General features: G+C 34.8%; 17 protein-coding genes. 2 read left to right on the forward strand and 15 right to left on the reverse strand.

Annotated features, from left to right (window positions below; all coding sequences use genetic code 11):
• Positions 1–92: 92 nt before the first annotated feature.
• The 15 genes from EG342_RS18870 to EG342_RS18940 form a co-directional block, all read right to left on the reverse strand.
• The gene (locus EG342_RS18870; protein WP_103292261.1) at positions 93–1,472 is read right to left on the reverse strand and encodes a dipeptidase; all 1,380 of its coding nucleotides are present in this window, start codon (positions 1,470–1,472) and stop codon (positions 93–95) included.
• Positions 1,473–1,638: 166 nt separating this feature from the next.
• On the reverse strand, positions 1,639–1,905 hold the full coding sequence (locus EG342_RS18875; protein WP_103292658.1) for a hypothetical protein: 267 nt from the start codon (positions 1,903–1,905) through the stop codon (positions 1,639–1,641).
• 136 nt (positions 1,906–2,041) lie between these two features.
• Positions 2,042–3,211, reverse strand: coding sequence for a class I SAM-dependent methyltransferase (locus tag EG342_RS18880; RefSeq protein ID WP_103292260.1), 1,170 nt, complete (start codon positions 3,209–3,211; stop codon positions 2,042–2,044).
• Between the two features lie 143 nt (positions 3,212–3,354).
• Positions 3,355–4,515 carry a methylmalonyl-CoA mutase family protein gene (locus EG342_RS18885; protein WP_103292259.1) on the reverse strand — a complete coding sequence of 387 codons (1,161 nt, stop codon included), beginning with the start codon at positions 4,513–4,515 and terminating at the stop codon, positions 3,355–3,357.
• Between the two features lie 102 nt (positions 4,516–4,617).
• On the reverse strand, positions 4,618–4,974 hold the full coding sequence (locus EG342_RS18890) for an FtsB family cell division protein (RefSeq protein WP_103292258.1): 357 nt from the start codon (positions 4,972–4,974) through the stop codon (positions 4,618–4,620).
• Positions 4,975–4,976: 2 nt separating this feature from the next.
• Positions 4,977–5,591 (reverse strand): uridine kinase, encoded by a 615-nt coding sequence (gene udk, locus EG342_RS18895; protein WP_103292257.1) that lies wholly within the window; start codon positions 5,589–5,591, stop codon positions 4,977–4,979.
• A 207-nt stretch (positions 5,592–5,798) separates the two neighbouring features.
• On the reverse strand, positions 5,799–6,104 hold the full coding sequence (locus EG342_RS18900) for an ATP-dependent Clp protease adaptor ClpS (protein ID WP_103292256.1): 306 nt from the start codon (positions 6,102–6,104) through the stop codon (positions 5,799–5,801).
• 15 nt (positions 6,105–6,119) lie between these two features.
• Complete coding sequence (locus tag EG342_RS18905) at positions 6,120–7,478, reverse strand: hemolysin family protein (protein WP_103292255.1); 1,359 nt, start codon at positions 7,476–7,478, stop codon at positions 6,120–6,122.
• A gap of 268 nt (positions 7,479–7,746) precedes the next feature.
• Positions 7,747–8,610: an ATP synthase F1 subunit gamma gene (gene atpG / locus EG342_RS18910; RefSeq protein ID WP_103292254.1), complete on the reverse strand. Its 864-nt coding sequence runs from the start codon at positions 8,608–8,610 to the stop codon at positions 7,747–7,749.
• 77 nt (positions 8,611–8,687) lie between these two features.
• Positions 8,688–10,265, reverse strand: coding sequence for a F0F1 ATP synthase subunit alpha (atpA, locus tag EG342_RS18915; RefSeq protein ID WP_103292253.1), 1,578 nt, complete (start codon positions 10,263–10,265; stop codon positions 8,688–8,690).
• 16 nt (positions 10,266–10,281) lie between these two features.
• Complete coding sequence (atpH, locus tag EG342_RS18920; protein WP_103292252.1) at positions 10,282–10,821, reverse strand: ATP synthase F1 subunit delta; 540 nt, start codon at positions 10,819–10,821, stop codon at positions 10,282–10,284.
• Between the two features lie 2 nt (positions 10,822–10,823).
• Complete coding sequence (locus EG342_RS18925; RefSeq protein WP_103292251.1) at positions 10,824–11,321, reverse strand: F0F1 ATP synthase subunit B; 498 nt, start codon at positions 11,319–11,321, stop codon at positions 10,824–10,826.
• An 82-nt stretch (positions 11,322–11,403) separates the two neighbouring features.
• Entirely contained in the window at positions 11,404–11,598 is a 195-nt protein-coding gene (gene atpE, locus EG342_RS18930; RefSeq protein ID WP_002979108.1) for an ATP synthase F0 subunit C, read from the reverse strand.
• Positions 11,599–11,645: 47 nt separating this feature from the next.
• Positions 11,646–12,743, reverse strand: a complete 1,098-nt coding sequence (gene atpB, locus EG342_RS18935) for a F0F1 ATP synthase subunit A (RefSeq protein ID WP_103292250.1) — start codon at positions 12,741–12,743, stop codon at positions 11,646–11,648.
• 59 nt (positions 12,744–12,802) lie between these two features.
• A complete protein-coding gene (locus EG342_RS18940) occupies positions 12,803–13,174 on the reverse strand; it encodes a hypothetical protein (protein ID WP_103292249.1) in 372 nt (123 codons plus the stop codon).
• A 596-nt stretch (positions 13,175–13,770) separates the two neighbouring features.
• Here EG342_RS18940 and EG342_RS18945 point away from each other — a divergent pair.
• Positions 13,771–13,980, forward strand: coding sequence for a hypothetical protein (locus EG342_RS18945; RefSeq protein WP_103292248.1), 210 nt, complete (start codon positions 13,771–13,773; stop codon positions 13,978–13,980).
• Positions 13,981–14,037: 57 nt separating this feature from the next.
• Positions 14,038–15,294 (forward strand): radical SAM protein, encoded by a 1,257-nt coding sequence (locus tag EG342_RS18950; RefSeq protein WP_103292247.1) that lies wholly within the window; start codon positions 14,038–14,040, stop codon positions 15,292–15,294.
• The last annotated feature ends 47 nt before the right edge of the window (positions 15,295–15,341 follow it).

Consider the following 15,341-nt stretch of genomic DNA (forward strand, 5'->3'; position numbering starts at 1 on the left):
TTAAGTATTAGATATAAACGTCATAAAAATAATAAAGCGTTCCGATACCGAAACGCTTTATTAATGGGTTTATTTTTATATAATATCAAGGATTATTTTGCATAATTCTCAAAGAACAATGGGATGCTCTCAATTCCCTTGTAGAAATTGAACAATCCATAATGTTCGTTTGGTGAGTGGATGGCATCAGAATCCAATCCAAAGCCCATCAATACAGACTTAGCTCCTAATACCTTTTCAAACATGGATGTAATCGGAATACTACCACCACTTCGGTATGGTAAAACTTCTTTCCCAAATGCTGTTTCCATCGCTTGTTTAGCAGCTAAAAACTCTTTGGTATCACTTTGAAGAACGTAAGGCATTCCTCCGTGGTGAGGGGTTACTTTAACCTTTACGGTATCGGGTGCTATTTTCTTGAAATAGGTTGTGAATTTTTCTGTAATTTCTTCAGGAGTCTGATAAGGAACCAGACGCATTGAAATTTTAGCAAAAGCCTTTGAAGGAATCACTGTTTTAGCACCTTCTCCGGTATATCCGCCCCAAATACCATTACAATCTAAAGTAGGACGAATAGAAGCTCTTTCCAATGTTGTATAGCCTTTTTCACCTTCGATATTGCTTAATCCGATTGATTTTTTATATTCTTCAGGATTATCTTTCAGCTTGTTCATTTCAGTTCTGTCTGAATCTGAAACCACCTCTACATTATCGTAGAATCCATCGATAGTGATATGTCCGTTTTCATCGATAAGGTTGGCTATCATTCTTGAAAGCACATGAATAGGGTTTGGAACCGCTCCTCCGTACAATCCTGAGTGTAAATCTCTGTTTGGACCTTCCACTTCTACTTCAACATAGCTTAATCCTCTTAACCCTGTGGTAACAGTTGGCTGCTCATTGCTATAAATATGAGTATCAGAAATCAGAATACAATCGCAAGCCAGCTTTTCTTTATTTTCATTAACAAAGTCTCCTAAACTTACAGATCCTACTTCTTCTTCGCCTTCAAGGATAAATTTAACGTTGCAAGGAAGAGTATTGGTTCTCATCATCGCTTCAAAAGCTTTCAGGTGCATAAAGAACTGTCCTTTGTCATCAGCAGATCCTCTTGCGAAGATCGCTCCTTCCGGATGAAGTTCTGTTTTCTCAATATAAGGCTCAAAAGGAGGCTTTTTCCATAAATCCAATGGATCAGCCGGCTGAACGTCATAATGTCCGTATACCAATACTGTAGGAAGGTTTTTATCTATAATTTTCTCTCCAAAAACGATAGGATACCCTTTTGTTTCACATATTTCAACATTATCCGCTCCTGCATTCTTAAGGTATTCTGCTACTACATCTGCACACTTCAATACATCAGCTTTATATGCCGGATCCGCAGAAATAGACGGGATTCTCAATAACTCAAATAATTCATCTACGAAACGCTGTTTGTTTTCGTTAATGTAATTTAATGTCTCTTGCATTGTAAAAATTTATTTTGTTAAAATTAAAAAAAATGCTCCGCAGGAGCAAGCAAAAGCATAGAATTTTCCTGCAATTTACTTTATTCTTTACCTTTTGGTGAGTAATAATCTTTTTAATAAAAAATGCCCTGCGAAAAACAGGGCATTGTATATCTTATACTACTAATTAGTGTTCAGCTTTTGGAGCCTTTTCTGTTTCAACAGGCTTTGCAGCAGCAGTACTATCTGTTTTAGGAGCTTCTGGTTTTGCAGCAGCATCTTCTTTATGTTCTGTAGCAGCAGCTTCATGTCCGTGAGCTTCTCCCTGAGGAGCGTCAGAATATCTTTCTACTCCTTCCTCCAGTTTCAAAGTACCTCTGTTTCCTCCAGCTGATACTTTTTTACAGCTTACAGCTACAGTTGCAATTGCTAAACATATAACTAATTTTTTCATATGTAAATTTATTTTTTTAAGATTATGTGGAATCGCATGATGGTAATCTATTCTGATCATCCAAACAACGAGCGATTTCATGCTTACATTTTTGATTGCCCAAAAGTAAGAAATCCTGCTTTTTTCGGCAACATTTTTAGACTGATTTTAATATAATTTTTCCTTTTTTGGATTGTGTAAAAATAAGGTAATCATTTCCGCCATCTTTCAATCCGTATTTTTTTTTAATTTCTTCAGGCTTTAAGGGGTAATTTTTTGAAATAAGATTAAACTGTCCTTTCTTTTTAATACTTTTAGAATCAACAACTTCCATTTCAAAAATCCTTCCCGGAAAGTTATCTTTCTTTTCTGATGAAGTATAAAGATGGGTATTGGGATGAAGCTTTTTTAAGCCGAATTTTTCTGAAATTAAATTAAAAACACCCGCTTTTAAAATGGAGTTATTGGGAATATAAATGAATTTTTCAGGTTCCCCATACTCCGACCGGGCATTTTCTTCTTCTCCAAAAGTAAAACTAAAGGCCGGCTCATCACTTTCAAGGTTTACACAGTTACAGATAATACCTTTTTTGCTAGCATCGGATAAAAATACAACTACTTCCTTCACCTCATTTTTTAAAGCAATAATATCAAGTCTGAAAACAGAAGGTAAAACCGAAATAAGATACTTGAGATCAATGAGTGGGGAAAGTTTGATGATAACCTGGTTGGAAACAGACAGTAATTTTTTATGTATTTCAAGGATATCGGGTGATAGATCTTCTAAAAGAAATACTTTATTCTTATTCTGATCTCTTCGGGCCGGATCAAGATAAATAACATCAAAAGTTTCCTGGTTTTCATTCAAAAAATCTTCCAGCTTTTGATTGATGAACCTTGCCTTTCTGCCCAATATGCCCCAATTATGCTCTACAACCTCTAAAAGTTCCGTATTTTGCTCTACTAAAGTAACATCGCCAAAATTTTTGGATAAATAATAAGCGTCAATTCCAAAGCCACTGGTAAGATCAATAAATTTTTGTCCTTTTAAAATCTCAGATTTATACAATGCCGTTTTTTCGGATGATGCCTGTTCCAGGTTGAGCTGTGGTGGAAAAATAATGCCTTCTTTCAGTAAGAAGGGGAACTTTTTCTCTGCTACCTGTTTTCCTTTGATCTGCTGTACGATTTCCTGCATGGAAACCTCTGAAAATGGGGATTTCTTTAATAACAACGAATGCAGATCGGTATGTAGATTTGCATTGATATAGTTTTGAACGTCTTTGTTTAGTAATTTAACCACAGATTCTCTTTGATTATGGATCATGTAAGTTTAAAAATGCTTCGGCTTCGCTCAGCATGACAGCGCTCATACTAAATGCATAATTTACAATTTGAAAAATTAAAGCAATATATTTTAACATTGTCATCCTGAGCGGAGCCGAAGGATCTTAGTTATTTTAAAGCGTTCTATTCAAACATTTCAGCCCAGCGTACGGCTTTTATTTCATTTTCGTTATACAAGTCTTCGATTGACTTTTTAACGTCTAATTTGGGGTATAGATTCACTCCAATGAGCTTTATTTTACCTTCTTCGATCCATTGTTGTTCTTTCACCGCATGTTCGTAGATCTTTTTCTGAACAACGCCCTGTTTCAGAAGCTCAAGATATCCTCCTGCTTCTTCGATCTCCACAAACAAAGCCCATGATTTTTCTGCAATTTGCTGTGTAATATCTTCAATATAGTAACTCCCGTTGGAAGCATCTTCAAACACGTTGATAATGCTTTCATAGGCCAACACAATTTGCTGCTTAAAAGAAATCTCTTCAGAGTTGGCTGTACTTCTGCCTACCAGGTAATTATTTGTGAACACTGCATCGGCACCACCAATCATTGCTGCAGCAAGTTCAAGAGTTGATCGGATCAGATTATTTTCGTTATCAGCAACCGCTTTATTTCTTAAAGAAGTCTCTGCAAAAATGTAAGGAACTTCATCCAATCCATACTCCTTGGAAAGCTGGTTGAAAACTATTTTAAACGCTCTCAGTTTAGCCATCTCGAAGAAATAATTTCCTCCTACAGCGATCCTGAAAATCAATTGGTTTAAAATTTCCGAACCGTATAGCTCTACTAACTCTTTCGTTTTTGCCAGAGCAATACCTAATTGTTGATAAATAGCTGCACCGGCATTCTGATGTAGAGAAATATCAAGACAGATGCTTCTTTTAAACTCCTTTGCTAAGAGTTCTTTTGCCAATTGATCATCAATGCTTCCTTCTTTTTCGTTAAATACATCGATCAGTGAAAAATACTGATCTTCTTCTTTTGGACTTATATGACCCGCAAGATCTTTATTATTAACGAAAATGGTTTTCTCCTCCAGATTCTCAACATTACGATCTAACATAAATGCAAATACTTCATCTTCCAGACTTTCATGATAGCTGGCTACCAGGTGGGTGCTTTCTTCAACTCTTGGCAGGTTTACCAAAGGCTTTTGAACTTCTGTATAAAAAGGTTTCACCTCTATTCCCTCCAAATTTTCTTTTGCTAAAATAGGGTAAATATCCTCTGTCTTAAGTTGTTTTTTTACTAAGCTTTCCCAGTTTGGAAGTGTATGATATGACATTAGTTTTATGTATTTGTGAATGGTCAATAGTGAATTTTGCTTGCCCTTGAAGTTTTAAAACTGGTAACAAAATTCAATATTGACGGATTCTATTCAATGTTATTATTTTTTGGCGACTTTCGTGCTGTCTACCACCAGAATGAAGATCTCTTCATTTGGTTTTTTCATAAAATAATTCTCTCTTGCGTATTTTTCCTTTTCTGATTTGTTGTTCATCAGTTTTTTATAAAAAGCATCGTTCTTTTCGTATTCTTTTTTATAGTACGCGAGCTGCTCTTCATTCTTATGAATCTCACCATTCAGTTCATTGATCACAAGAAATGAGGTTTTGTCGAAGAAAATCATCCATACCAAAAACAGACAAATCGTAATGGTATATTTATTCAAAACATATTTCTGTATAAGTTTGAATGTTTCTGATTTCGGCTGAATGTCTTTGATAAGTTTGTTTTCTTCCATTTTTAATGTTTTCTCAACGAGTTTTTAATAACAGTAGTTAAAAAATCAATCGCAACGGAATTCTGTTTCATATTTGGGATAATAAGATCGGCATCATTTTTAGATGGCTCGATGAATTCCTGGTGCATTGGTTTCAGAGTCGTCTGGTAGCGGTGTAATACTTCGCCCAGATCTCTTCCTCTTTCCTGAGTATCTCTTCTGATCCTCCTGATTAATCTTTCATCAGAATCTGCATGAACGAAAACCTTCAGGTCAAATTCTTTCAGTAATTCTTTATTGGTAAGAACCAAAATTCCTTCTACCACCAATACATTTTTAGGCTCTACAGTGACATGATCTCCTGTTCTTGAATGCGTTACAAAGCTGTAAATCGGCTGTTCGATCGGCTCATTATTTTTTAAAGCTTTAACATGTTTTATCAACAAATCAAAATCTATAGACTTCGGGTGATCGTAATTAAGCGCTTCTCTTTCTGTAAGCGTAAGATTTGGATTATCATGATAATAATTATCCTGAGAGAGGATATTCATTCCTTCAATATCAAGCTGTTGAAGGATCTTATCAACAACTGTAGTTTTGCCGGATCCTGTCCCACCGGCAATTCCTATTACAAGCATTCTTTTTTGTTTCTTTATAGTTGGTACAAATATACTATTTTAGATAAAATATGACAATGAAAGAATATTGAGAAATTAAAAGATTACAGGATTAAAAAATTAAAAGATTTTCAAGGAATTGCTTATCCTTTGTCACTTAAGCTCATTAGTCTTATTTCGCCTCTGAATTTAATAAAAAAACCGACAAATAATTTGTCGGTTTTTTATTTATACAATTTCGCTTGTTAATTCCCGCGAAAGTAATTTTTCATGCATAGGCTTCAATACATCTATTGAGCCGGTTTTTACGGTACATTTGCCTTTGTAATGAACAAGCATTGTACATTGTTCGGCTTGTTCCAGTGTGTGCTTACATACTTCAATCAGGCTGTCTATCACATAATCAAAGGTATGAACATCATCATTGTGCAATACCAGTTTATAAACATCATCCGTGTCATCGAGAACTAAAACTTCCTCTTCATACTGACGTTTCGGATTTTCGTAATCTTTTATTGTATTATAGAAATTCATTTTTTTTTTAAACTTTTACGCTTCACCAATATTATCGGCCATATCATTTATAGGATTGGGTTCCAGATAAATAAGCTCGACAAGTTCAACACTCTTATTATTCATTTTCAGAATTTTAAAATGATAATTTTCAAGCTCAAACTCCTGATTCTCCTGTGGAATCTCTTCCAGTTCATAAAGAATGAATCCCGCTAATGAGTTGTATTCACTTTCCTCAGAAAGCGGTAATTTCTTAGGCAGGAATTCATTGATTTCATCCAACGGCTGTGTAGCCTGTACCCAATAGGTATTATCAGCTATTTTGTCAACAATCTTTTCTTCATCATCTTCTTCATCCTGAATTTCACCTACCAATTCTTCAAGGATATCTTCCAGCGTTATAATTCCTTCTGTTCCTCCAAATTCGTCGATAACAACTGCTATATGCTGTTTTTTCAACTGGAATGTTTTCAGTAAGTCCGAAACTTTTTTGCTTTCTACCACGAAAAAAGCATCACGCATCAGGTCTTTAAGATCTTCATGATCCAAATCCCCTTTTCTTTTAACAAATTCCCTGATGATTTCTTTGGTATAAAAAATCCCGATGATATTGTCGATAGAATCAACATATACAGGAATACGTGAATAACCACTATCCATAATTTTATTGATAATATCGTTCACATCTTCCTCAAAATCGATGGAAGTAATATTTTGTCTTGGAACCATGATCTGCTTGGCAGAATGATCTGTAAAATCAAAAGCGTTTTTAATGATCTCGTAGTTTTCCTCTTCAATTTCACCGCTATCTGCACTTTGTTTTACCAAAAGCTGAAGCTCTTCTGTGGAGTGAATTTCCTGTTCAGAGGCAGGATGTATTTTAATAAGCCTTAAGAAACCATTAGACATTGAGTTCATCAACCAGATAAACGGTTTAAAAATCGTGTAAAAAACCCTTAACGGAACTGCTGTAGCCATTGTAGTCGCTTCAGATTTCCTGATTGCGATTGACTTTGGAATAAGCTCACCAAATACGATATGCATAATGGTAATTACTACGAAACTAATGATCAGCGATACCGAAGTAATGGTAGCCTGGCTCATATTCATATTGAGGGAGTTGAAAATATTTTCAACAATGTGGTGCAGAGCACTTTCTCCTACCCAACCTAGGGCCAGAGAGGCTAATGTAATTCCTAATTGTGTAGCAGAAAGATATTCATCGAGATGTTTGATGATATGTTCCGCCTGCTTTGCCATAGAATCACCTTCTGCGGCTTTTATTTGAATTTGTGAGTAACGAACTTTAACAATTGAAAATTCTGCGGCTACGAAGAAGCCATTTAGTAAAACAAGAAATAAGGCCAGCAATAGCCTGACTATGTCCGAGTCCATTTAGAAGTTGTATAATTTTATTAGCTACAAAGATAGACAAAATAAAAATAACCTGAGAAGGGATCTATTATTTCAATGAAATGATTTTTTAGAGAGAAATTTGAGACTCATAAATACATCTGTTTTGTATTAAAAAAAATAATCGGATATCTTTCTTCAGTTCCTGTACAAAAGAAAGGTTTTAGGTGTCTACAATGAGTTTTTTAAGTTTAATCCAAAAAAAAGCACCGATACTATCGATGCTTTTTATTATATGTTAAAATAATTCTTACGAATTTTTCAAAGCTTCTGCTCCGGAAACAATTTCCAAAATTTCGTTGGTAATTGCAGCCTGTCTCGCTTTGTTGTAGAAGATCTTAAGATCATTTCTCAACGCTTCGGCATTGTCTGTAGCTTTGTGCATTGCAGTCATTCTCGCTCCGTGCTCAGATGCTACTGAATCTAAGATTGCCTTGAAAACCTGAGTTTTGATCGATTTTGGAATTAAATTATCCAGGATCTCAGCTCTGTTCGGTTCAAAGATATAATCTGTTTCAACCTGTGGCTCTGTATTTTCAGGCATTGAGATAGGAAGAAGTTGTTCTGTAGTTACTTCCTGAGTGGCAGCATTAACGAATCTGTTGTAGATAACATAAACTTCGTCAAATTTACCTTCTCTGAAACTTGCCATTACCCCTTCAGTAATATGAGCAACTGCATCAAAATTCAAATTATCATAAACAGAACTTCCATTAGCGTATACTGAACGATTTCTTCTTACAGCATCATATGCTTTTTTACCAACAGGAAGAACTTCAATCTCGTATTGAGAATTGTTCTGAAACTGAAGATTAAGCTCTTTTACGATGGAAGAGTTAAAAGCTCCCGCAAGACCTCTGTTTGAAGTAACAGCGATGAAAAGTACTCTTTTAACCTCCCTTTTCTGAGCATATACAGAAATCTGATCAGGATCAGAGCTAGAATTTACATTCTGGATAAGCTCCTGTAATTTTTCAGAATATGGTCTTAGCATTACGATTGCGTCCTGTGCTTTTTTCAGTTTCGCTGCGGAAACCATCTTCATAGCACGGGTAATCTGCATCGTAGATGAAATTGACGTGATTCTGCCTCGTATTTCTTTTAAGTTTGCCATTAATTTGGGTTCAAAGTTTAAGGTCTAAAGTTTAAGGCTTAAAACTTTATATTTTAAACCTTAAACATTGAATTTTTTTAGTTGTATTTAGAAGCTAAATCGTTAGCTGCCTGCTTAAGAACGCTTGTAATATCATTATCGATTTTCCCAGCCTTGATTGCAGCCATTGTTTCAGGATGCTTAGATCTTAGGAATTCGATATATTCGTGTTGGAATTCTTTAATTTTTCTGATAGGAACGTTTCTCATTAAGTTTTCTGTTCCTGCATAAACGATTGCTACCTGACTGTCTACAGGAAGCGGAGCGTTTACCGGCTGCTTAAGGATTTCTACGTTTCTTTCTCCTTTAGAGATAACTGCTAAAGTAGAAGCATCAAGGTCAGAACCAAACTTAGCAAACGCTTCTAGTTCTTTATATTGAGCCTGGTCTAATTTTAATGTACCAGATACTTTTTTCATTGATTTGATCTGAGCATTACCCCCTACTCTTGATACAGAGATACCAACATTGATCGCTGGACGAACCCCTGAGTTGAATAGATCAGACTCCAAGAAGATCTGTCCGTCTGTAATAGAGATTACGTTAGTTGGGATATATGCAGAAACGTCACCTGCCTGAGTTTCGATAATTGGAAGTGCCGTTAATGAACCACCACCTTTCACGATTGGTTTAAGAGATTCCGGCAAATCGTTCATTTGCTTAGCGATATTATCATCAGCAATTACTTTTGCAGCTCTTTCCAATAGTCTTGAGTGAAGATAGAAAACGTCTCCAGGATAAGCTTCACGGCCCGGTGGTCTTCTCAATAGTAGAGAAAGCTCACGGTAAGCAACTGCTTGTTTTGATAAATCATCATAAACGATCAAAGCTGGTCTACCAGTGTCTCTGAAGAACTCACCGATAGAAGCACCTGCCATTGCAGAATATACCTGCATTGGAACTGGATCTGATGCGTTAGCTGCAACGATTACAGTATATGCTAAAGCTCCTTTATCAGAAAGAGTTTTAACGATTTGTGCTACGGTAGAAGCTTTCTGTCCGATGGCAACATATATACAATATACAGGATTACCTGCATCAAAAAATTCTCTTTGGTTGATGATCGTATCAATCGCAACAGTAGTTTTACCTGTTTGTCTGTCACCAATGATAAGCTCTCTCTGTCCTCTTCCTACAGGGATCATTGCATCAATCGCTACGATACCTGATTGTAAAGGTTCAGTTACGGGCTGTCTGAAGATAACCCCAGGAGCCTTTCTTTCCAATGGCATTTCGTATAATTCTCCAGTAATAGGACCTTTACCATCGATAGGGTTACCAAGAGTATCTACTACTCTACCTAACATACCTTCTCCTACTTTGATAGAAGAGATTCTGTTTGTTCTTCTTACGGTATCACCTTCTCTTACTAATTTACTTTCACCTAGTAAAGCAACACCTACGTTGTCTTCTTCAAGGTTAAGTACAATACCTTCTACATCACTAGAAAATTTCACCAACTCTCCGTATTGTACGTTTTCTAACCCGTATACACGAGCAATACCATCACCGATGGTTAAAACTGTACCTACTTCCTCAACGTTTGATTGAGTATCGAAGTTGGCCAATTGCTGTTTTAAGATCGCAGATACTTCTGCCGGATTTATTTCTGCCATTGTATGGTTGTTTTTCTTAATTTAATTGGAAATCTTTTTTAACTTGGTTCAATTTTGTCTTCACAGACGCGTCTACCTGCTGGTCACCTACTCTTAGAACGTATCCCCCAAGAATTTCAGGTTTTACATTTACTTTTAAATCAAATTTTGAATCAGCATTTACAAGATTGGTAGATCTTAAAATCTGATCAAGATTCTCTTTTGAAAGTGGAGTTGCTGTAGTAAGCGTTACTCTTTGTACACCGCTAAGGTCTTCAACTTTATTGATGAATTCCTGAGCAATATTTTTCAATTGGTTTTCACGCCCGTGCTTAATAACCAATTTAATAAGGTTCTGAGAAGAAACAGATAAACCTTTGAAAATTTCGTTTGCTACTTCTATTTTCTTTTTAGAATCGATGTAAGGAGTAAGGAAAAACTTGTTTAAATCTTTAGATTCAGACATTACCTTTACTACATCTTTCATTTCAGAAAATACAGTAGCCGTTTGACCTGACTCATTTGTGAAATCAAGTAAACCTTGTGCGTATCTTTTAGCTACTTTAGATGTAAGCATTCTTAGTTAAGGTTTGATTTGTTTAAATAATTTTGAACTAATTCGTTTTGAGCTTCATTGTTGTCTAATTTTTGTTTCAAAATAGACTCAGCAATGTTCACAGATAAAGTTCCGATTTGAGTTTTGATATCTGCCATAGCAGCATTTTTCTCAGCCTGGATACTCTGCTTAGCAGCTTCAATCAATTTGTCTCCTTCAGATTTAGCAGCATCTTTAGCTTCTCCTACGATTCTATCTTTAATTTCTCTAGCTTCTTTAAGGATAGCATCTCTTTCGATTTTAGCTTCACGAATGATTCTTTCGTTGTCCTCTTTTAGAGTTTCCATCTCTTTTCTAGCCAATTTAGCTTGATTAAGAGCGTCAACAATAGAAGTTTCTCTGTCGTTAATAGAGTTTAAAATAGGTTTCCAAGCGAATTTACCTAACAGAAATAATAACGCTAGAAAAATAACAGACTGGATAATAAATAATCCTGATGAAAACTGATGAATTAATTCCATTATATAAATGTATAAATAATTATTACTTTTTTAAAGAATCATTACCTGCAACCAACCGTTGCAGATAATGATTTGAGTTTAATTAGTTTACTGCGAATAGAGCAGCAAACGCAACACCTTCTACAAGGGCAGCTGCAATAAGCATAGCTGTTTGGATTTTTCCAGATTGTTCAGGTTGTCTAGCGATAGCTTCAAGAGCAGCAGCTCCGATTTTACCAAGACCGATACCTACACCTAGTACTACGATACCAGCACCTACAATTTTAGGGATTTCCATAATATATAATTTTAAAAAATTTGTTTTACTTTAATTTTAATTTTCAATTAGTGAGCAGCGTGGTGTTCGTGCTCGTGCTCCTGCACTGCCATTCCGATAAATAAAGCTGATAACATCGTGAAGATATACGCTTGTAGGAACGCTACCAATACTTCCAATAAATAGATTACTAAGGTTAAGAATGGGAAAGCAACACCTGCTGCAAAGTTCTTAAACACATAGATCAGTCCGATCAAACTCATTACTACGATGTGACCTGCAGTCATGTTGGCAAAAAGTCGGATCATCAATGCGAATGGCTTAGTGATTGTTCCTAATAATTCGATAGGAAGCATAATCAATTTCATTGGCACTGGTACTCCCGGCATCCAGAAGATGTGTTTCCAGTAATCTTTATTTGCAGAGAATGTTGTAATCAAATAAGTAAGAATAGCAAGGAAGAACGTCATGGTAATATTACCTGTAACATTGATTCCGAAAGGCATTAGTCCTAATACGTTCAGGAATAAGATAAAGAAGAATACGGTTAATAAATATCCCATAAATCTTTTATACTTATGACCGATATTCGGGATAGCAACTTCATCTCTTACAAAGATAATCAAAGGCTCCAGGAATCTTGCTGCTCCGGTAGGAACTACAGATTTCTTATAAGACTTAGCCATTCCACCGAATAATACCAACATAAAGATTGACACTAATAGGATAATAAGAACACTCTTTGTAATTGAAAGATCCAAAGGCTTTTCGTTAGTTGGATGACCGTGATCATCAAGAGTTATAGTTCCAGCTGCATCAGTCTTATAAATCTTTTCGTGGTGCAACACATAGAAAGATCCGTCTACTTCAGTTGGCTCTCCGTGCATGAACCCTTCTTTATTACTCATGAAAGAGTGGAAACCGTTATCATAAAAAATAACAGGCAGAGGGAAACCGATGTGGTGACCTTCTTTGTCAACCATCAATGTGAAATCATGAGCATCCAACAAGTGATGATCAATGAACTCTTTGTTTTCTTTACTTACTTTGTCTTTCTCTGAAAGCTCTTGAGCAGGAACCGCCGCAGCACCATCTTCATTGTGCTGTGCAGACACTACGTTTAATACAAAAATACTGTAGAATAAAACTGCGAATTTCTTAAACATTGATAGGTTTTTTTCGTTGTGCAAAAATATGATATTTTTTCTAGTTTCAATAAATAATTTTACTGTTTTTTATCATGATTAATTAGCTTGATTGCGTAGTACGTAAGTAGTGCTGTCAGGACAAAATAAGGGAAGATAAAATGAAATTTATAGCCTGGGATTGTTTCAAAGTTCAATTTTTTCCTAATCAGATACATTAAACCAAATTTTAAAAGGATTAAACCGATAACAGACAATCCTAAAAATTCCGGGGCTATCCTGTTGATCAAAATAATTAAAGTAATCATCATCATAAACATCACACTTAAGAAAAGATAAAATTTAATGATGACAATTTCATCCAGATGAAAAACAAATTTCCAAAGGGAAAAGTGAATCAGGAACGTCAGAAAAAAAAGGACTACAATAAGAATATTGGGATTAGATTTCATTTTAAAATTATTTCACCTTTAGTCAAGGTTTATTTTAATTGATCGCAAAAATAGACTTTTTCTATCGTATTATAGTAAGATTTGATAATTATCATTTTTTCTATATATATAATATTATATGTACAATCTCTTTTCAGGTCGCTACATTCTAAAGTTAATTATCACTTCCCTTTCTTATTTTTCTATAAAAATCATCTATGAAAAAGTCTATTTCACATAGTAATCAGAAGATGGAAGCAAAAATTAACTCTAAAAAACGCATATTATTAAAAACACAAATAAAAAACTGAAATTCATATAGTTAAATTCAAAAACAGAACATTTCACATATCAGTATTTATAAATCTATAGTGTTAATTTATAAATATAGAAAGTCATCACTTTCTTTATAAAACCAGGCTCTGTAAGTTTGCTCAACCAAGAAGTTTGTTTTAAGTTGATTTCATAGACTTAACACCTTTTTTAAAAATCCACCTATAAACTTTTACTATAGACCTAGGCAATATATAGTGTCTGCTATTTGGACAGAATTAAATAGCTATCAAAAAAATTCCTTGATATAAAAAGTGGAATTCTTTATTTTAAAAATTAACATTATGAAATTTAAATTCGATTTGAAATCAGATTCAAAAAAAATGGAAAAACATTCTGATTTATTACAAGACAAATTCTTAAAAAGAGAAATCAGCAAATCAATCACAGGAGGAAAGTCTGGTAATCCTGGCGAATCTCTTGAGCCGGAATGGTCTAACAATTGGTCAAATCTGGGCTGGAGCAATGCCTGGAGAAATGGTATCAACTGGTAAACTCATATCAATATAAGGCCTGTTTCTACAGGCCTTTTTAAATTAGAAAAAATAGAAATGGAAGTTAAAATTGTTGTATTAAAAATTGCAAGCAGATGTAATTTAAATTGTTCGTATTGTTATATGTATAATTTGGGTGATAAAACTTATAAAAATCAACCTAAAGTAATGAGCAAAGAAACGATTGAAAATATTTATAACAGGATCATTGAGCATTGCGAAGAACATCATATTAAAAATTTCGGGATCATTTTACATGGTGGAGAACCATTATTAGCCGGACAAAAATACATCGAAGACTTCGTAAACACCGGTAAAAGGATGGCTGAAGGCAGGGTAAACTTCAGATACAACCTTCAAACCAATGGAATTTTACTTACCGAAGACATTGTAAATTCTCTTGAAAAATTAAGGGTTCATATCGGGGTAAGCCTGGATGGTCCTAAGGAAGTAAACGACAAACACAGATTTTACCATAATGGAAAGGGTTCTTACGATGATGTGATAAAAGGCATAAATCTTTTGCTTAATAACAGATCATACAAGGAACGTACAGGGTTATTATCTGTTATGAATATAGATTCAGACTCTATTGAAGCATATGACCATCTCAAAAGTCTGGATTTAAAAGGTGGCGACTTTCTATTTCCATATGGTACATACGACAATCCTCCTTTAGGGAAAACCGAAAGCACCGAAAATACATATTATGCTGATTGGCTGATTAAAATTTTTGATACCTGGTACAACGAAGATGAAACCACAAGACCATCTATCCGATTATTTGGGGATATTACAACTTCAATATTTGGAAATGATATCATGGCTGATTATTTAGGAAATAAAGACAATGAAGTTCTGGTAATAGAAACCGACGGAACCATGGAAGCTGTAGACGGTTTGAAATCATGTGGAGATGGCTTTACAAAAACAGGTGCTAATGTTAGCTCTTTTTCAATTAATCAAGCCTTAGACACGCCTCTAGCAAAGCTTTATCATTATAGTCATAAACATTTATGTAAAAAATGCAGATCATGCCCTATTAACGAAACATGTGGAGGTGGTGACTTAGCTAACAGATATTCTTCAAAAAACGGATTTGACAATCCATCTATCTACTGTTCAGATCTTGAAAAGCTGATCTCGCATATTCAAAACAGAGTAATAGACAGATTACCACAACAACTGATAGAAGAAGCCGGAATCGAAAGATTAAGCCCTGAAAAAATTCAAAAAATCAGAAATCAAAATATTCTTGAAGACAATACGGTTTATACAGATGAACTGTTAAGCCATTTTTATGCAAAAGCTTAGCATTTATAAACATATATACCTTGCATAAATGAGAATTTTAAAATTAA

Source organism: Chryseobacterium lactis, assembly GCF_003815875.1.
In the GTDB taxonomy this organism is placed as follows: Bacteria; Bacteroidota; Bacteroidia; order Flavobacteriales; family Weeksellaceae; genus Chryseobacterium; species Chryseobacterium lactis.